General features: G+C 58.5%; 19 protein-coding genes and 1 pseudogene. 15 read left to right on the top strand and 5 right to left on the bottom strand.

Annotation, left to right across the window (positions count from 1 at the left end):
- Positions 1-42 precede the first annotated feature (42 nt).
- From C8024_RS13065 to C8024_RS13050, 5 genes are all read left to right on the top strand, one after another.
- Positions 43-1,638 carry a 3-oxoacyl-[acyl-carrier-protein] synthase III C-terminal domain-containing protein gene (locus tag C8024_RS13065; protein WP_254305897.1) on the top strand — a complete coding sequence of 532 codons (1,596 nt, stop codon included), beginning with the start codon at positions 43-45 and terminating at the stop codon, positions 1,636-1,638.
- The gene (locus C8024_RS13060; RefSeq protein WP_254305909.1) at positions 1,535-2,701 is read left to right on the top strand and encodes an acetyl-CoA acetyltransferase; all 1,167 of its coding nucleotides are present in this window, start codon (positions 1,535-1,537) and stop codon (positions 2,699-2,701) included. The genes C8024_RS13065 and C8024_RS13060 overlap by 104 nt, the downstream gene beginning before the upstream one ends.
- Before the next feature lie 29 nt (positions 2,702-2,730).
- Positions 2,731-3,240: an SDR family NAD(P)-dependent oxidoreductase gene (locus tag C8024_RS13055; RefSeq protein ID WP_254305896.1), complete on the top strand. Its 510-nt coding sequence runs from the start codon at positions 2,731-2,733 to the stop codon at positions 3,238-3,240.
- Positions 3,153-3,497: an SDR family oxidoreductase gene (locus C8024_RS21860; protein ID WP_367947338.1), complete on the top strand. Its 345-nt coding sequence runs from the start codon at positions 3,153-3,155 to the stop codon at positions 3,495-3,497. The genes C8024_RS13055 and C8024_RS21860 overlap by 88 nt, the downstream gene beginning before the upstream one ends.
- 68 nt (positions 3,498-3,565) lie before the next feature.
- Entirely contained in the window at positions 3,566-3,862 is a 297-nt protein-coding gene (locus C8024_RS13050; RefSeq protein ID WP_173205894.1) for a DUF1330 domain-containing protein, read from the top strand.
- Between the two features lie 17 nt (positions 3,863-3,879).
- On the opposite strand, the gene C8024_RS21855 is transcribed toward C8024_RS13050, so the two are convergent.
- Together C8024_RS21855 and C8024_RS21850 are read right to left on the bottom strand one after the other, a co-directional pair.
- Positions 3,880-4,446, bottom strand: coding sequence for an acyl-CoA dehydrogenase family protein (locus C8024_RS21855; RefSeq protein ID WP_254305895.1), 567 nt, complete (start codon positions 4,444-4,446; stop codon positions 3,880-3,882).
- Complete coding sequence (locus tag C8024_RS21850; RefSeq protein ID WP_367947332.1) at positions 4,437-5,045, bottom strand: acyl-CoA dehydrogenase family protein; 609 nt, start codon at positions 5,043-5,045, stop codon at positions 4,437-4,439. The genes C8024_RS21855 and C8024_RS21850 overlap by 10 nt, the downstream gene beginning before the upstream one ends.
- A gap of 265 nt (positions 5,046-5,310) precedes the next feature.
- On the opposite strand from C8024_RS21850, the pseudogene C8024_RS23505 reads away from it, so the two are divergent.
- The 10 genes and pseudogenes from C8024_RS23505 to C8024_RS13010 form a co-directional block, all read left to right on the top strand.
- Positions 5,311-6,435, top strand: a pseudogene (locus C8024_RS23505) (class I adenylate-forming enzyme family protein); the annotation flags it as partial.
- Between the two features lie 48 nt (positions 6,436-6,483).
- Positions 6,484-6,945, top strand: a complete 462-nt coding sequence (locus C8024_RS21835) for a hypothetical protein (RefSeq protein ID WP_367947337.1) — start codon at positions 6,484-6,486, stop codon at positions 6,943-6,945.
- Complete coding sequence (locus tag C8024_RS13035) at positions 6,942-7,736, top strand: enoyl-CoA hydratase/isomerase family protein (protein ID WP_173205891.1); 795 nt, start codon at positions 6,942-6,944, stop codon at positions 7,734-7,736. Before C8024_RS21835 ends, C8024_RS13035 begins: the two co-directional genes overlap by 4 nt.
- 42 nt (positions 7,737-7,778) lie before the next feature.
- Positions 7,779-8,324, top strand: coding sequence for an acyl-CoA dehydrogenase family protein (locus C8024_RS21830; protein WP_367947331.1), 546 nt, complete (start codon positions 7,779-7,781; stop codon positions 8,322-8,324).
- A gap of 5 nt (positions 8,325-8,329) precedes the next feature.
- Entirely contained in the window at positions 8,330-8,896 is a 567-nt protein-coding gene (locus C8024_RS21825; RefSeq protein WP_254305892.1) for an acyl-CoA dehydrogenase family protein, read from the top strand.
- Positions 8,893-9,693 (top strand): acyl-CoA dehydrogenase family protein, encoded by an 801-nt coding sequence (locus C8024_RS13025; RefSeq protein ID WP_173205888.1) that lies wholly within the window; start codon positions 8,893-8,895, stop codon positions 9,691-9,693. The genes C8024_RS21825 and C8024_RS13025 overlap by 4 nt, the downstream gene beginning before the upstream one ends.
- Positions 9,690-10,490 (top strand): enoyl-CoA hydratase-related protein, encoded by an 801-nt coding sequence (locus C8024_RS13020; protein WP_173205885.1) that lies wholly within the window; start codon positions 9,690-9,692, stop codon positions 10,488-10,490. Before C8024_RS13025 ends, C8024_RS13020 begins: the two co-directional genes overlap by 4 nt.
- 287 nt (positions 10,491-10,777) lie before the next feature.
- Positions 10,778-11,401, top strand: coding sequence for a TonB-dependent receptor (locus C8024_RS21820; protein WP_254305891.1), 624 nt, complete (start codon positions 10,778-10,780; stop codon positions 11,399-11,401).
- A gap of 478 nt (positions 11,402-11,879) precedes the next feature.
- Positions 11,880-13,103, top strand: a complete 1,224-nt coding sequence (locus C8024_RS21810) for a TonB-dependent receptor (RefSeq protein ID WP_367947336.1) — start codon at positions 11,880-11,882, stop codon at positions 13,101-13,103.
- Positions 13,104-13,356: 253 nt separating this feature from the next.
- Positions 13,357-14,838, top strand: a complete 1,482-nt coding sequence (locus C8024_RS13010; RefSeq protein WP_173205882.1) for an FAD-binding protein — start codon at positions 13,357-13,359, stop codon at positions 14,836-14,838.
- Here C8024_RS13010 and C8024_RS13005 read toward each other — a convergent pair.
- From C8024_RS13005 to C8024_RS12995, 3 genes are all read right to left on the bottom strand, one after another.
- A complete protein-coding gene (locus C8024_RS13005; protein ID WP_173205879.1) occupies positions 14,741-15,382 on the bottom strand; it encodes a DUF5681 domain-containing protein in 642 nt (213 codons plus the stop codon). The two genes, C8024_RS13010 and C8024_RS13005, sit on opposite strands and share 98 nt — an antisense overlap.
- Positions 15,383-15,515: 133 nt before the next feature.
- Complete coding sequence (locus C8024_RS13000) at positions 15,516-15,926, bottom strand: DUF5681 domain-containing protein (RefSeq protein WP_173205876.1); 411 nt, start codon at positions 15,924-15,926, stop codon at positions 15,516-15,518.
- A complete protein-coding gene (locus tag C8024_RS12995) occupies positions 15,923-17,227 on the bottom strand; it encodes a DNA methyltransferase (RefSeq protein WP_173205873.1) in 1,305 nt (434 codons plus the stop codon). Before C8024_RS12995 ends, C8024_RS13000 begins: the two co-directional genes overlap by 4 nt.
- Between the last annotated feature and the right edge of the window lie 79 nt (positions 17,228-17,306).

Genomic DNA, 17,306 nt, shown 5'->3' with positions numbered 1-17,306 from the left:
GACAGCGCGAATATGGGCGTAACAGGACGAGGGAGCGGGCATTTGGCAAGAGCCGGAATAGAATCGATCGCCGGTTTCATACCGCGCCTGCGCTTGCAGCGAAGCGCGGCAGTGGATGCCATGAGATGGGCCAATAGCAGCCTCGCCGGGATGGCCAATGGCTGCCGCAGCCTATGTGGTCATGACGAGGACAGCGTCACCATGGCGGTGGAAGCTGGCAGGCTCTGTCTTGCCGCTGCTCCCTCCCTTACGCCGCGCGAACTGCATTTTGCCACCACCACCGCGCCCTTCGCGGATCGCGCACAGTCGGTCCTGACCGGCGAGGCCATCGGCTTGTCGTCCGATCTCCGCTGCAGCGATCACGGCGGTTATGTCGGAGCAGCAATGATGGCGCTGATCGAAGCGCTGGAAAAGCAAGATCCTGCGCTCATTCTCGCCGCCGACAAGCGTCTGGCAAAGCCCGGGTCGCCAGCGGAACTGACGATCGGGCACGGCGGTGCGGCTGTTCTCACGGGGACCGAAAACCCGATCGCGACCATCCTGGCTAACCATGTTGTGTCGGAGGATTTTATCGATCATTATCGGGCGTCCGGAGCGGACACCGACTATATGTTGGAGGATCGCTGGGTCCGCGATGCGGGGCAAATGAAGCTTGTCCCGCCAGCCGTCGAAAGACTGCTGGCAACGGCAGCGCTTGCCGCTGCCAACATCGACCATGTGATCCTGACCGGAATGGGGGACGCTGCGGCCAGGCTGGTCGCGAAGAGCAGTGGTTTCGACAGCGAACAATTGACACCCTCGCTGTCTTCCGAATGTGGCTATACCGGCACGGCGCACCCGTTGCTCTTGCTCGCGACGACACTGGAAAGCGCTCAGCCGGGCCAGACAATTCTCATCGTCAACTTTGCCCAGGGTGTTCAGTGCCTCCTCTTAGAAACAACCGAAGCGATATCGGCCTGGCAACCGGTCCGGTCTGTCAGCGCCCAGCTTGCTGCCGGAAAGGATGAACCCAATTATTGCCGCTTCCTCTCCTTCGGCGATCAGTTGCCTGTCGACTGGGGCGTGCGAGCGGAGCGGGACAATCGCACCGCAATCTCGGCGTTCAACCGGCATCGCAAAACGGTGACCGGCTTCATCGGTGGCAAATGCACGATCTGCGGCGCGATCCAGTTTCCCAGGACTGTGGCTTGCGTGGCCCCGGACTGCCGCGCATTCGGCACGCTGATCGACGAGCCTTTTGCTGACAAGGTCGGTCGAATCCGGTCGTTCACCGAAGACTATCTCGCGATCAGCGAGAATCCGCCCTTGCTATATGGCAATGTCGCGTTTGACGATGGCGGCGTCCTGCTGATGGAATTTGCCGATAGCGAGCCCGGCGAGCTGGCAGTCGGACAACAGGTTCGCTTCGTTTTCCGGATCAAAGACAAGGATCTGAAGCGCCACTTTCAACGCTATTTTGGAAGGCCGTCCCTGTCGAACGGTCGGGAGAAGCCTGATGGCCAAGGGTATTCGCGACAAGGTCGTCATCATCGGAATGGGCTGTTCCCGCTTTGGCGAGCGATGGGATTGCAGCGCCGAAGATCTGCTGGTCGAGGCTTTCGAAGAAGCGACCCGGGATGCGGGGATCGACCGCGATGATATCGATGCTGTCTGGTTCGGCCTGTGCATGGAGGAGCAGAATCTCGGCAAGTCGGGATTGTCGCTTTCCCACAGTCTTCGCCTGCCCAATATTCCGGTCACGCGGGTCGAAAATCTGTGCGCCACGGGATCCGAAGCGCTGCGCGGTGCCGCCTATGCGGTGGCGTCCGGCGCGGCGGATATCGCGCTGGCCATTGGTGTCGAGAAGCTCAAGGATACCGGATATGGCGGACTGCCGGAACGGGCCAAGGGCACGTTCAACGAGCTCTGGCAGCCAAGCGCGACAGCGCCCGGATCCTTTGCCCAGCTGGCAAGCGCCTATTCTGCGCGCCACGATGTGCCGATGGAGCAGCTCAAGCAAGCGATGGCGCACATCTCCTGGAAAAGCCACGAGAATGGCGTCAACAACCCCAAGGCCCATCTGCGGCGGCGGCTGAGCAAGGAAGCGATCACCAAGGCGCCGATGATCGCCTATCCGCTGGGCCTGTTCGATTGTTGCGGGGTCAGCGACGGTGCGGCATGCGCCATCGTGACGACGCCCGAAATTGCGAAAAGGCTGGGCCGGGGGAATTCGCAAATTGCGATCAAGGCGGCGCAGGTCGCGGTCAGCAACGGCATGGAAATGGCGCATGGATCATGGGATGGCAGCTATGCGCACACGACCCGTATCGCTGCAGAGCGCGCCTATCTTGAAGCGGGCATCCAAGATCCCGTTGCCGAACTCGACATGATCGAGGTGCACGACTGTTTCTCGATCACCGAGCTTGTCACAATGGAAGATCTGGGACTGTCCCGTCCCGGCCAGGGCTGGCAGGATGTGCTCGCTGGAAAATTCGATGCCGACGGCGACGTGCCCTGCAATATCGATGGCGGGCTGAAATGTTTCGGCCACCCGATCGGCGCGTCCGGCTTGCGAATGGTCTATGAAGCCTATCTCCAGCTCAACGGGCGCGCCGCCGATCGGCAACTCGAGCAGCCCCGGCTTGCGCTGACCCATAATCTGGGCGGTTTTCCCAATTCGAACATCTGCAGCATCACCGTGCTCGGTTTCCTTGGCGATTGAAGCACCCACCAACAAAGATCGGACAAAGCATGACCAACCCGGCATCTCTTGAAGGCAAAACTATCATCGTCACGGGTGCGGCGCAGGGCATCGGCAAGGCGCTGTGCGAACAGGCGCTGGCCATGGGCGCCCATGTCGCCGCGGTCGATATCAACGAGGCCGCGCTGAACAAGAGCTTTGGCGGTAGGGATCGGGTGCTCATGGTTCCCGGCGATGTGACCGATCCTGCCTTTCCGGAGCTATTGGTTGAGCAGACGGTTGCTCGTTTCGGCGGCCTCCATGGCCTGCTGAACAATGCGGGGATTGTCAGGGCCGCGATGATTGCGGATATGTCGCGCGACCAGTGGCAATCGGTCATTGATGTCAATCTTACCGGCGCTTTTGCCGTCATGCAGGCGGTTGGCCGGCATCTCATCGCCCAGGCAAAAATGGCGACCCCAATCCTGGCTCGATCGTCAACATATCGTCCGATGCCGGCCGCAAGGGCACGGTCGGGCAGATCAACTATGGTGCCGCCAAATCCGGCATGCTGGGGCTGACGATGAGCGCCGCGCGGGAGTGGGGCCGGTTCAATATCAACGTCAATTCGGCCTGCTATGGTCTGGTCGAAACCCCGATGACCGAGACGATCCGGCAAGAAAAATTTCGGGACCGTTATCTTGATCAAATTCCCCTGCGCCGCTTCTCCCGCCCGGAAGATGTCGCTCCGGCCACCTGTTTCCTGCTGTCCGACGCGGCGGCCTATATTACCGGCCAGCATCTGGCGATTGACGGCGGATTTCATATCACGGCATGATGACCGTGCGTTAATATTCTCGCAGTGCCATACCGGCCTGCTCCTTGTTGTAAAATGGAGGTGATGTCATGACAGCCTATCTACTCGGCAAATTGCAGGTTCAGCATTGGGACTGGTACCGCGAATATAGCACGACCACCGAACCGCTGGTGGCGGAATATGGCGGGCGCTATCTGGTGAAGGGCGGGAATGCAGGGCATCTGGAGGGTGACGAACCCGTTGGCGACGCGACGGTGCTGATCGAATTTCCCGACCGGGAAACGCTGCTCGCCTGGTATGACGACCCGCGTTACGCTCCGATGCGGGAATTGCGCCGCAAGAGTGGAGTCGACTGCAATCTGATGATCGTCGACGGATTCGAGTGAACTGGTTTTAACCGCAGCTATTTTGCGCAGTCATTTTTTAGCCGCAGCATATTGGCTATATTATTCTTCTGGATCGCCGATGACCCGCCCAGGATCGGCATGACCAGAACATCCCGGACATGGCGTTCCATATCGAACTCCTTGATATAGCCATAGGCACCCAATATCTGCTGGCAGTTGAGCACGATGTCGCGCGCCGTATCGCAGACGAATAATTTGGCCATCGATGTTTCCAGCGACGCAGGCTCGCCGCGATCCAGCCTGGCGGCGGTATCATAGGTGACCGTCCGGCAAGCATGGAGCAAGGTTTTGGCTTCGGCCAGCGAATGGCGAATCGACTGGAATTTGGAGATCGGTGCGCCGAACTGCACGCGCTCCTCGGCATAATCCCACGCTTCGTTCAGCGCTGCGGTGGCAATGCCCAGGGCCATCGCGGCGACTTCGATTTTCTCGATATCGAGACCGGGCCCGGCCAGCATGTTCCAGGCATTATTCCAGCCGCTCTCCTCGCCGACCACATTCTCGATCGGCACGACAACGTCGGTAAAGCTGACGTCATAAGTGCCGGTACCCTTCAGGCCCATCGCGTCCTGCGGTTCAAAACAATTCCTGGCGCGTCGGTCGGCACCAGCACCAGAGACAGGTTGCGGCGGCGATCATCGACCGGTCCGGTCCGGACCAATGTGTAGATGAAACTGGCGATTGTCGCGCCCGAGCAGAATCGCTTGGATCCGTTGACGATGATGCTGTCGCCGTCGCGCTTTGCCGTTGATCGTACCGAGGCAACGTCCGCGCCAACATCGGGTTCGCTGATGCCATAAGCGAAGATCATGCCTTCATTGACAACCCGCGGCAGCAGCTCCGCCTTTTGGCGGGGACTGCCAACCTCGGCGATGTTCAGGCCGGCATAGCAGGCGGACTGAATGAAGGGACCTCCCACTGCAAGACTGCGTGCACACAGCATCTCGATCACCATGACCGTGGCCGAAATATCGCGTCCGCTGCCGCCATATTCCTCTTCGACGGTCAGGCCCATCAGGCCCATATCCACCAGTTTGCCGTGCACTTCAGCCGGAAATTCGTTTTCGCGATCCCATCGTCGCACCGCGTCCAGAGGCATTTCGATGTCGATAAAGCGCGACAGACTGTCGCGCAGCATTTCGAGTTGTTCTGCTTCTTGCACTGTCTCTGCCCATGTGATGCGCCCGACTCCCGACGGGAATGCGGTCTGCATGTCAGGAGCTATCAACCATATCGTTCACATAAAACTCGCATCCTGTGCGGTTCGAACAGGGGCGGGAGCCAAATACGAGTTTCAGGTGAGCGTTGGTGCCCCATAGAGTTGCCCGGAATCCACAGGTGCAACGGAGAGGCATTTCTAGAATGGCAAATATACGGCCAAGCTGCTTTGCGGCTGGGGCTCCCGAGATTGATGGAAGGCCTGCTAAATGAGCAGGGCCTTGCGTCATCTTTCGCGCTGGACTGCTGCCCCGGAAGAGGTGAGCGGCTGTGCTGTCGACCTGTTTTTCGACGATGGACTTGCTCGCGCTGCAAACCTCTGGCCTGATGCCGAGGCTGTGATTTATCGCCATCAGCCTGCCGTGGACGACGTGGCCTGGACCTATGCTGATCTCGATAAGCGCGTATCGGCGCTTGCAACCGGTCTGTCCGGCCTTGGTTTCCGGTCGGGGGAGAGAATTGCCGTCTGGGGCCAACCATCCCGAGTGGATCCTGCTCGAATATGCCATCGCGCGAGCCGGACTGGTTCTGGTCGCGCTCAACCCGCTCTACAGCGTGGCCGAGTTGCGTTTCGCGCTTGAGGATTCCAACGCCGCGGCTGTTTTCCATGCCGACCTGATTGGCGAGGCCCGACCGGCAGACATTCTTGATAGCATCCGGGGCGATTTGCCTTGTCTGCGCTACTGTTACCCATTTTTCGCTCTGGAAGATGTGATGCGTGTGCCGGGTGACCCGTCCGTCGCACTCATCAGGCGCGATCCCGGTGATATCTTCATGATCCAATATACGTCCGGCACCACCGGGGACCCGAAAGCGGTTCGCCTGTCGCATCGGGCGCTGGCCACGACCGGGCGCAATTCCTATGCGCTCTGGGGGATCGGTGAGGGCAGCCGGGTCTGTTTCGGCTTTCCGCTTTTTCACGTCGGCGGGTCTGGCAATTCCATTCCCGGGGCCTGTCTGGTCGGCGCCACCGCCTTGCCGCTCTACATCTTCAAGGCGACTATTGCGCTCGATATCCTCGAGCAGGAAAGATGCACCGCCTTTATCGGTGTGCCGACAATGCTCCTGATGATGCTCGACGACCCGTCTTTTGCCGGGCGGGACTTTTCTGCCTTGAAATCCATCATCGTTGGCGCGCGCCGGTCACGAAGGAATTGTTACTGAGATGCCGCGATCAATTCGGGGCCGAGGTAATCAACTGTTATGGCCAGACCGAGACAAGCGGAGTCACCGCGTCCACCCGGTTCAGCGACAGCGACGAGAAGAAAATAGCGACCAGCGGTCAGCCGCTGGTTGGCGTGAGTCTCGAGATCAGAAATGATCACGGTGACTGCGTTACGCGACAGGAAGTTGGCGAGCTTTTCTACCGCGGCCCGGGCGGGATGATCGGTTACGGTAGCAGGGATGACAGCGACCGGACGACGGATGGCTGGATTGCTTCCGGAGATTTGGCGCAGATGGATGACGATGGCTTCGTGTCAATCGTCGGGCGCAAGAAAGAGATGATCATCCGGGGCGGCGAAAATCTCTCTCCGGTCGAAATCGAGTCCTACATGAAGGAGCATGGCGCAATTGCCGACGTCGCGGTCATTGGCGTGCCGGACGCGCGCTATGGCGAAGTGGCATGTGCCGTCGTGCGCCTGCGCCCGGACGCAGAAATCGAAAGCGCCGATATTCTCGACTGGTGCCGGGCACGGATTTCACGCTGGAAAGTGCCGGAATTTATCGAACTTGTTGAAGACTTTCCGATGACACCATCGGGCAAAATCCAGAAATTCAAACTGCAAGAAAACATGATCGAAAGACTCGGGCTTTCGGCAAACAAAGGAGATTTCACGAAATGACCTATGCCAATTACGAGAACCTGCTGATTGAACAGCAGGGCAGCATCCTCACCATCACCATCAATCGGCCGGAAGCGCGCAATGCCATCAATCCCGGCTTGCACGAGGAATTTTCACGCATCTTCTATGATGCCGATGCTGACGAAAGCGTCGACGTGGTCATTCTGTCTGGCTCTGGCGGTGCGTTCTGCGCTGGCGGTGATCTCAACTGGCTGCTCGAAATGCATGGTGAGCCGGCCAAGACCGCGATCGGGATCAAGCGCGATCGCAAGATCCAGCATAGCATCCTCGATCTCGAGAAGCCGATCATTGCCAAGGTGGATGGGCCAGCGATCGGGCTGGGCTGTTCGCTCGCGCTCTATTGCGATTTTGTCTATGCAACCGAACGCAGCGTCTTTGCCGATCCGCATGTGTCGATCGGGCTGGTTGCCGGCGACGGCGGCGCGGTCATGTGGCCCCAGCTTATCGGCTACGCCCGTGCGCGGCGCTATCTGCTGACCGGTGATTCGATCAGTGCCAGCGAGGCTGCCGATATCGGTCTGATCACCGAAATGGTGGCCGAGGATGAAATAGACGAGAAAGTATCGCGGATGGCAAACCGGCTTGCCAAAGGTGCAACCCATTCCATCAAATGGACCAAAGCTGCGATCAACGCAGGCCTCAAGGTGACGGCAAATGCCGTGATCGACCAGGCTGCGGCGTTCGAAAATGTCACGCAGCTGCTCGATGATCACCGCATTGCGCTCGAGGCGTTCAAGAACAAGGAAAAGCCGAAGTTTACCGGCCGCTGATCGGAAAGGCAGATCATCCCCTATCAATTCAAACTGGATCCAGTGGCATTGCCACCGGAAAGCGAAGAGCTACGCCGCGAAGTGCGCGAATTTCTGGATCAGCATCTGGCCGGGACTTCGCCGGTGGACCGGTGTCGCACCTGGTTCGGTTTCGATCCGCAATTCAGTCGCAAGCTGGGCGAGCGCGGATGGATCGGCATGACCTGGCCAAAACGCTACGGCGGTCATGAACGCCCGGCCAGCGATCGCTATGTGGTGATCGAAGAAATGCTCGCGGCCGGTGCACCGGTCGCCGCGCATTGGATCGCCGATCGGCAAAGCGGTCCGCTGCTTCTGGAATATGGCACCGATACGGCCAGAGACATGTTGCTTCCGGGCATTGCAAAGGGGGAAATCTTTCTTTGCATCGGCATGAGCGAACCGCAGGCGGGTTCCGATCTGGCGGCGATCCGGACCAGCGCGGTCCGCGGCGATGGCGGCTGGATTGTCAATGGTTCGAAGCTCTGGACCACCGGGGTGATGGAAGCGCATCACATGATTGCGCTGGTGCGGACCAGCCTGCCGGCGCGTCGCGCCACGACGGGCTGAGCCAATTGATCATCGATCTGTCCGCGCCTGGTGTCTCGCGCCGCCCGATCACGGATCATCAGGGCGAGGAGCATTTCGGTGAAGTGCATCTTCAGGATGTCTTCGTCCCTGACGCAATGGTTGTCGGAGAACCGGGCAATGGCTGGGCGCAGGTCAATGCCGAACTCGCCTATGAACGGAGCGGTCCGGAGCGCTATCTCTCCAGCTATCGCGTATTCGAGGAACTGGCCGCCAGCGCGCGAGGCTGCGAGGATCAAGTGCTGACCGTGGCCCTCGGTGAAATGACGGCGCGGTTGTGGGCGTTGCGCCAAATGTCACTGTCGGTTGCCGATGGCGTCGCGCGGGGAGCAAATCCTGTGGTCGAGGCTGCAATCGTCAAGGATCTCGGTGCTACGCTCGAACAGGACATGCCGATGCTGGCGCAGATATACGCCAATCAGCCTGGCGAAGTTCCGTCATCACTCCACGCAACGACCAACTATCTCCTGCGCTTCTCACCGATTTTTTCCCTGCGCGGCGGCACAAGGGAGATTTTGCGCGGGATAATCGCGCGGGAGATGGGACTGAGATGAGCGAGCAGATGAATATGATTGTCGACAGTCTTGATCGCCTGTTTGCCGATCTTGCAGCAAGAGACCAGCAAATGCCGGAAAGCTGGCAAATGATCGAGGATATGGGGGTCTGCGATCTCTTGCTTGACGAAACAGAGGGCGGGCTGGGTGCTCGCTGGGCTGATGCGGAGCCAGCGTTGCGCTTGCTTGGCTTCCGGGCGATTACGCTGCCGATCGGCGAAACGATGATTGCCCGCCGCCTGTTGTCGCAAGCCGGGTTGCCGATCCCGTCCGGGCCGTTGCCACTTTCAACGGATGCGCTTCCCGATATACGGCCTGAACGCATAGTCGCGCTTGGCGCGTTTCTGCGTACCACCCAAATCGCCGGCGCGCTGGCGGCCGCGCTGGATATGACCATCGAATATGCAAAAATACGCTCCCAGTTCGGTCGCGAATTGCGCAAATTTCAGGCGATCCAGCAGCAGATCGCGGTGTTGAGTGAAGAAGTCGCCGCCATCGCCTGTGCTTCGGCCAGCGCCGCACTGGCTATGGACAAAGGCTCGGGCCCATTCGCGATCGCCTGCGCCAAGCTGCGTGCCAATCAGGCAGCCGGTTCTGGCGCGCTGATCGCGCATCAGGTTCACGGGGCGATCGGCATCACTGCCGAATATAGCCTGCATCGCTTCACCAATGGCTTGTGGCAGTGGCGAAGCGACTTCGGCAACGACCGCTATTGGGCCGAATGGATCGGTCGGCGTGTGCTTGCGCAGGACGCCGGTACGCCATGGTCCATTCTGACGAAAGAGAGCTTATCATGACCAGCCTTCCGACCTTGTCCGATTGCAAATTGACGCTCGAAAATGGCGTCGCAACCCTGTTGTTCGACCGGCACGACGTTCGCAATGAATTGACAGGAACCGATATTGCCGCAGATATCGTGCGCGTCTGCGAATGGATAAATTCCTGCAGCGAGGTCGGTGTTCTGATCATGACCGGGGCGGGGTCGTCTTTCTGTGCGGGCGGCAATATCCACGATATGGCCGAGCGCCGAAAAATGTTCGCGAAACCGCCGATGGAGATTCAGGAACATTATCGGCGCGGCATCCAGGCGATGGCTCTGGCGGTTTACGGTCTGGAAGTACCAGCGATAGCCGCGATCAATGGTGCGGCCGTGGGCGCCGGGTTGGATCTTGCCTGTATGTGCGATATCCGTATCGGTTCGGCCCGCGCAAAAATGGGCGAGACCTTTGTTAATCTCGGCATCATTCCGGGCGATGGCGGGGCCTGGTTCCTGCCTCGGATAGTGGGCGATCAGCGCGCTGCAGAAATGGCATTTTCGGGGCGTATTATTTCGGCGGCAGAAGCACTGGATTATGGCTTGTTACTGGAAGTCGTTCCGTCTGAAGAATTGGCTGGCAGAAGTCAGGCGCTAGCCCAGGAATTCGCTTCCAAACCGCGCACGGCTCTGCGCATTGCCAAGCGTCTGCTGCGATCGAGTCGGCGGATGGAATTGCCGGATTTTCTGGATATGTGCGCAGGACTACAAGGCCTCTGCCACACGACAGAAGAGCATGAGGATGCCGTAGCGGCTATGGTCGCACGTCTTCGAAAATAATTTTTTCCGCCAAGGCCAAATAGAATTTCTTGCGATAGCACGCTTTAGATCGAGCGCGCAGCGATTGATGTTGAGCGGCTCTTGCAGCCAAGAAGTTGTGAAACTGCCATTTACGGGATGGGGGCGGCGATGTTCTGTCGCCGCCGGCAAACGTAAAGCGAGCGGGTTACGAGCAGATTGTTTGGGCTTCGGCTTTTAGTTCCGGTCGAGACGATAAACCGCCCAGCAAGGGCTATCAAATGGGGAGCATCCGGGCCATGTTTCGTCGGTCAGGATTGGGAGAGAAAATGAGAAATAGCAAGACCAGGTTCGTCTTGTCCGTTGGGACATTGGCGATAGCCGCCACCAGCGCGCCAGTATCTGCACAAGTGGAAGAAATCATCGTGACCGCGCAAAGGCGTGACCAGTCTGCTCAGGATGTTCCGATCTCGATGCAGGTCGTGTCGGGTGATGATCTTCAGGACCGGCAGATAAGCGGCACCGGGGATCTGGCGGATTCCCTGCCCAATGTCATGGTGACCAACGATTCGGTTTCCAACAATATTTATGTCCGGGGAGTTGGCTCAGGCTCGAATGCCGGATTTGAACAGGCCGTGGCAACCTTTGTTGATGGCGTCTATCACGGTCGCTCACGCTACAGCCAGTCGACCCTTGTTGATGTCCAGCGCATCGAAGTGTTGCGCGGTCCCCAGACGATCTTTTTCGGCAACAATGCCGTCGGCGGCGCCTTCAGCGTCACCACGCGCAAGCCCAGCCTGTCAAACTGGGAGGGCTATGCGCAGGGCGCCTATGAATTCAAAGCCGACGAAAAACCGTGGAAGGCGCGGTTGGTGGACCGATTGTCGAGGACAAGCTGGGCATCCGCATCGCCGGCCGCTATTCGGACTCCGACGGCTATATCAAGAATTTGACCACCGGTCAGGACAACCCTGCCATCGAAGACAAGTTCCTGCGCATGACCACCAACCTGCGTATTTCGGATGCATGGGATGCAAGTTTCAAGGTGGAATATGGCAAGCAGGATTCGGTTGGTTCCTTCCCCAGCCAGTTGACGGACTGCCCGCCAGAGCCTCCCTTCTCGGCCGCGACAACCTTTTCATGCGGCTATGCCCTGGCCGTCGGCGAGGAATCGGCTTTCGATTTTCGCCGTTCATCCGGCGGTGGCGAAATTGGCTCGATCGAGGCCAATGAATATGTGCTGACGCTCGAAAAGGACAATGTGGACGGTCCCGGTATCGTGTTCCAGGCCGCATTATCCAAACATGACTTTCTGTTGGCAGCGGATACCGATGGCGTCTCGGCCGACTTCTTCACCTTCAATACGGCCGAGCACCTCAATCAGAAGACACTCGAGGCACGGATCAATTCACCGGAGAATTCGAGCATCGAATATACCGCCGGCTTCTATTATCTGGACACGGATTCGCGCATCGACACCACGCTGAATTTCCCCTTTGCAACGGCGTTGCTTGCCGGTCCGCTCGCGCCCTGGCGCCATTCGCGCCGCTGGCGGGTGATATATTCCTCGACCAGAGTGAAAAAGCGATGTCGCTTTTCGGTTCCGTGACGGTGCCGGTGACCGACCGGTTCTTCGTGACGGCCGGTGCGCGCTATGTCCATTCGCGCAAACAGGGTGTTCAGGCAGCAACCAACGCGACCGGCAATGATCCGTTCGGTTTTTCGGTGACGCCGCTGCCGGACGCGGTTCAGCCCTTCGCGGCGTTCCTGACCGGATTCAACGATCACACAAACCAGGGCATCGTCAAAAACGACGATTTCCTGCCATCATTTTCGCTGCGATACGAGGTCAATCCGGACGTTTCGGTCTACGCAAAGTTCAGCCAGGGCTTCAAGGCGGGCGGACTCGACGCCATCGAACTGACCGGCGTGCAAAGTCGACTGACGTTCAATCCGGAAACCGTTGATGCCTATGAGATCGGTCTGAGAGGCCTGTTCGCAAATCGGACAGTTTCTCTCAACCTCGCGCTTTTTCGTAGCGATTACGAGGATTTGCAGCAGAGCGTGGCACAGTTCACAGCGACTTCGGCCTTTGTCACCATCGCCAATGTTGGTGCCTTGCGGTCCCAGGGTGTTGAAGCGGAATTGCAATGGCGTCCCAATGATCGCTTCGCCCTCTCGGCCAATATTGCCTATCTTGATGCGCAATATCGCGACTATGCCAATGCCGGCTGCACGGCGCTCCAGGCGTTCGTCGCACAGCAGGCAGGGCAGGTTGGCTGCTTCCAGGATCTGTCGGGCCGCTCCCCGCCATTTGCCCCGGAATATTCGGGCAGCGTGAATGCCAGCTACAAGCTGCCGGTCAGCGATTCCACGCAATTGTCGTTCGAGGGCGCGGTGAATTTCTCCGGGGCCTATGATGTTATCGCAGATCTTGATCCTGTCACCAGGCAGGGGGCTTGGCAGAAGTTCGATGCCCGCGTGGCCTTCGGTGATCGCGATGATCGGTGGTCTGTTGCGATGGTCGGCCGGAATCTCACGAATGAGCGCATTATTACATCCTCTCAGGATGTCGTTGCTTCTGCGGGTTCCTATACGCGGGTCATCGGACGGGGGCGGCAAGTGGCGCTCCAATTGCGCTATCGTTTCGACTAGTGGGTTTGCTTGGGGATCAGCATGGCACTGGAACGACTTGTTCCGACAATCTGAAGCCCTGTGATCCCCAGTGGTATTCTTCGGTGCAATCGCCACTTCGCCTGTCCGATACGGAACAGCCGGTCTGGCTGGACGAGGCCGACGTTGTCATAATCGGCCTTGGCGGTGCCGGGGTCTGTGCGGCGATTGAAGCCCTCGATGCCGGGTGTAGCGTCATAGCGATTGACCGGTTTTCGGGCGGCGGCGCACCCGGATGTCGGGCGGGGTTGTCTATGCCGGCGGCGGCACATCCATGCAGCATGAAGCCAAGGTCAAAGACGATCCCGCCAATATGCGGCGCTATCTGAAGCTGGAGGTCGAAGATGCCGTATCGGACGCGACGCTGGACCGGTTTTGCGAAAATAGTTCTGGCCTGATCGACTGGCTTGAAAACCAGGCGTCCGGTTCGCCAGCAGCCTGGCGCCTGAAAAAACCTCCTATCCGGCGGATGGGCATTATCTGTATTTTCCGGAAACGAGGCCCAGGCGCTTTATGCGAAACATGCATGCCCTGCCCAGCGCGGGCACCGGGTCGTCGGCAAGGGGCTGACCGGAAAAACCTGTTCGACACATTGCGCAAAACCGCCATCCAGAAGGGCTTGCGCATCTATACCCATTCGGAAGTGAAACGTCTGGTCGTTTCCGAACAGGGCGCCGTGGAAGGCGTAATCTTTGAAAGGGTCGATCCCGCCAGCCGCGCGGCAAGGAAGATCGATGCTTTGCAGCGAAGCTTTGCGCGATCGACCACCTTGCTATTCCCCACAATCGGCGAAAAGCTGAAGAAACGTGCTTCAGCGGCGGCGAATCGAAATTCTGTGACCGGCGCAATCTCGGCGAAAAAGGGCGTGATCCTTGCTGCCGGTGGTTTCATTCAAAACCGCGAGATGGTGCGGCATTATGCCCCAAAATATAGCGGTGCCACCCCGCTTGGCAGCATGGGCTGTGACGGCTCCGGCATCCGGCTCGGTCAATCGGTTGGCGCCTTGGTTGACCGGATGGAGCGGATTTCGGCGTGGCGCCAGTTTCTGCCACCCAAGGCGCTCGCGCAGGGGATCGTCGTCGATGGTCAGGGCAGGCGCCTGATTGCTGAAGACAGCTATGGCGGAACGACCGGCTATATGATCGCTGAAAAAGCGGCGGGGCGCGCCTTCATCATCATTGATCGGGCGCTCTACAAGCAAGCCATTCGCCAGGCAATGCCGGGAAAAGGCAAGCTTTTCCGCATCCAGGGTGCTCCCGCCCTGATGGCGCTGCTGCTGAGTTCGTTTCGCGGCAAGACATTGGCTGAACTGGCGCAGAAATGCGGGATGGACCAGGTGCTGCTCGAGAATAGTGTGAAGCAGTATAATATCGGCTCGCCAGACGCTGACGGTGACCCGTTTCAGAAGGATCCCGCCTACACAGCCACGCTCGACCATCCACCTTATCACGCCATCGATATTTCTATCGGCAATCGGCGCTATCTCTGCCCGACGATTTCGCTGGGCGGGATTGTCGTGGACGAAGACACCGGGCGCGCGCTGGCGGCAGGCGGATTGCCCATCCCCAAGCTTTATGCGGCTGGCAGAAATGCCATCGGCATATCATCCAACCATTATATCAGCGGCCTATCGCTGGCGGACTGCATTTTTCAGGCCGGACCGCCGGCAAGGCAGCATCAATCTGACGCTTGGCGCCATGGTCACGGTAGAAGTTGAGCAAGCGGGTTTTGGGGATATCGGCGCGAAGCAGCCATTCACCCTTTTGCCTGCCACAGTCGGGCCAATTGACCTTGTCGGGCGTGCGCGTCGCGTCCCAAACTTCTTGCTGTTCTGCAACATTCAGCGGCCTATCACCAAGCCGCTCAAGAGCAGCCTCGACGATCCATGGGTTCAGTTCCCATCGCACGCGCTTTTCGTCAGCTGGGTATTTCATCTTTGTCAAACCAAGTGTTTCTAAAATCGCATCAGCGCCGGAGCTGACCGCCGATAAGATGATAGTATCGATAGCATGCCTGTCGTCGCCGCGCTCCGAGCGCGCATTTTCGATAGCTTCAAGCGAGTCCCGAGCCGCTGCGCTGTCGCCCGCCAGCCCTTTCTGGGTCAATTGAAGCAGAAACGTCTCCGCAGCGGTTACCCGGCGCTCGCGGCCGTCCTCGCGGATAGTCACCATCTGGCCAAGTACGGCATCGTAGGGGATGGATTTGTGCCGGTCCTTGGGTCGTCCTTTCGGATTGCCTGACTGGCCCTTCTTGAAACGCATTGCAGTTGGCGGTTTGCCGTAACCTTCGCTCATTCAAACCTGCCCCGTGGCCACTTCAAGCTTTCGGGATCAAACGTGAAGAACTTGATGTTGTCGACTTCCCTGCGATCAAATTTTCTGCGTCCAGGACGGCTCAGCGCTGCTTGCGTCGCCCAAGCATGGACCTTCCATCTCGTTGGAAACCCGGTTCGGGTTCTGCAATGCCCAGAATCCGCAGAGCCTCATTCGCATTGTCAGCGTGGTGGTGGTGCTTGATCTCGATTTTCTGCTGCGGAGCGGGGTATTTTTTCGTGAGGGCCGTTTCCTGCTTTTCGATCATCTTGAGCACTTTGCGAATTGCCAAACGCTTTCCTGCAAGAGCATCCTTGAGGGTCTGCTGTTGCAAGGCCTCTTCAACCGTCGCCGCACGCGCTTTTCCATTTTGGGTTATGGTCAGTGTTTTGTCGAGAATGATCTCGAAAGCCGACACATTGGGCCGGCGATGCTTGCGAGGGCGTCCTTTGGGATTGCCGGATTGACCGGTCTGAAAGCGCGTACTGCTCATGCAGATGCATCTGTGCCATCGCGGAAGACGAGCTGCGGCTCATGGCCGGTTAGATCGCTCCAGCGCTGCATCGCAAGATCCACATAGGCAGGATCAATATCCAGGCCCCGGAACGCTCGGCCCACCCGCTCGGCGGCAATAAGACTGGTGCCCGAGCCGAGGAAGATATCCAGCACAAGCTCGCTCTGCCTTGTGACATCGCAGTAAGCGTCCGCCACCATCGCCACTGGCTTGACCGTTGGGTGAAGCGCCAAGTCCTCGCGGCGTGAGCCGCGCATGGAGTTGACGCTGGGATAATCCCAGACATTGGTCCGGTTGCGGCCATGCTTGCCAAGCTCGACATTGTTGACGTGAGGTGCATCGCCGACCCGGTAGACGAAGACCATCTCGTGCTTGGACCTGTAGAGTGAGCCCATCCCGGCATTGCTCTTGTTCCATACACAAATGTTGAGCAGGTCGCCGTAGATATCATCCACCGAAACGGTCACATCATCCATGTGCCGCCAGTCCATGCACACAAAATGGATAGCTCCACTGCGTGATACTTTTACGCAGGCACCTAAAGTATCAGCAAGGAACATCCTGAACTCGGCTTCGTTCATTTCACCCGATGCCATTGCGAACTCGCGGTGACGCCCCTTGGCATTTGCGTGGCCGTTGATCTTCACGTTGTAAGGCGGATCAAGGAAAGCGCAGTCGATTGATGCGCCCCTGCCAACCACATTTTGCAAGAACGCGACATCGCGGCCGTCACCGCAGGCGACCCTGTGCTCGCCAAGCTGCCAAATATCACCGAACTGCACGCGGGGGTTTTCAGGGACAGCGGGGATCACTTCATCATCCGGATCCTCGCTATCAGCGAGAACTACGTCGATTTCGCCTGGGCTGAATCCGGTCAGGCCCAGGTCAATGTCTACTTCTGGCAGCGACAGGTCTGCCAGCTCCAGTTTGAGGATTTCCACATCCCAACCTGCATTGAGCGCGATCTTGTTATCAGCAAGACGCAAAGCCTTCTTCTGCGTTTCGCTGAGGCCCGCAAGCACGATGACCGGCACCTCGGCAAGGTTCAGTTCCTTGGCTGCGCGCAGCCGGCCATGCCCTGCAATAATGTTGCCCTTGGGATCCGAAAGAATGGGATTGGTGAACCCGAATGCACGGATAGACTCCGCGATCTGTGTAACCTGTCTTTTTGAATGCGTTCGCGCATTGCGCGGGTCCGGAATCAGCTTCTCGATTTGCGTATAACAAACCTCAAGGCGGCGATCGGCAGAATCGTCTGCGAGCGATTCGTTAATGTACATAACGGGAACATAGCAGGATCATTTGTTCTTGGCAAGAGCTATAAGCTGCAGCAATCAGCCGACCGCGAATATCCCTGTT

It is taken from the genome of Sphingopyxis sp. BSNA05, assembly GCF_013265645.1.
Taxonomy (GTDB): Bacteria; Pseudomonadota; Alphaproteobacteria; order Sphingomonadales; family Sphingomonadaceae; genus Parasphingorhabdus.
This window is presented reverse-complemented; position numbering and strand designations above follow the sequence as displayed.

Bases quoted from the DNA above. Each gene is read 5' to 3' on its own strand.
- C8024_RS13060 (WP_254305909.1), top strand. From the start codon at position 1,535: ATGGGCTGTTCCCGCTTTGGCGAGCGATGGGATTGCAGCGCCGAAGAT.
- C8024_RS13055 (WP_254305896.1), top strand. From the start codon at position 2,731: ATGACCAACCCGGCATCTCTTGAAGGCAAAACTATCATCGTCACGGGT.
- C8024_RS13050 (WP_173205894.1), top strand. From the start codon at position 3,566: ATGACAGCCTATCTACTCGGCAAATTGCAGGTTCAGCATTGGGACTGG.
- C8024_RS21855 (WP_254305895.1), bottom strand. From the start codon at position 4,446: ATGGGCCTGAAGGGTACCGGCACTTATGACGTCAGCTTTACCGACGTT.
- C8024_RS21835 (WP_367947337.1), top strand. From the start codon at position 6,484: ATGATCGGTTACGGTAGCAGGGATGACAGCGACCGGACGACGGATGGC.
- C8024_RS13035 (WP_173205891.1), top strand. From the start codon at position 6,942: ATGACCTATGCCAATTACGAGAACCTGCTGATTGAACAGCAGGGCAGC.
- C8024_RS13025 (WP_173205888.1), top strand. From the start codon at position 8,893: ATGAGCGAGCAGATGAATATGATTGTCGACAGTCTTGATCGCCTGTTT.
- C8024_RS13020 (WP_173205885.1), top strand. From the start codon at position 9,690: ATGACCAGCCTTCCGACCTTGTCCGATTGCAAATTGACGCTCGAAAAT.
- C8024_RS21820 (WP_254305891.1), top strand. From the start codon at position 10,778: ATGAGAAATAGCAAGACCAGGTTCGTCTTGTCCGTTGGGACATTGGCG.
- C8024_RS13010 (WP_173205882.1), top strand. From the start codon at position 13,357: ATGTCGGGCGGGGTTGTCTATGCCGGCGGCGGCACATCCATGCAGCAT.
- C8024_RS13005 (WP_173205879.1), bottom strand. From the start codon at position 15,382: ATGCGTTTCAAGAAGGGCCAGTCAGGCAATCCGAAAGGACGACCCAAG.
- C8024_RS13000 (WP_173205876.1), bottom strand. From the start codon at position 15,926: ATGAGCAGTACGCGCTTTCAGACCGGTCAATCCGGCAATCCCAAAGGA.
- C8024_RS12995 (WP_173205873.1), bottom strand. From the start codon at position 17,227: ATGTACATTAACGAATCGCTCGCAGACGATTCTGCCGATCGCCGCCTT.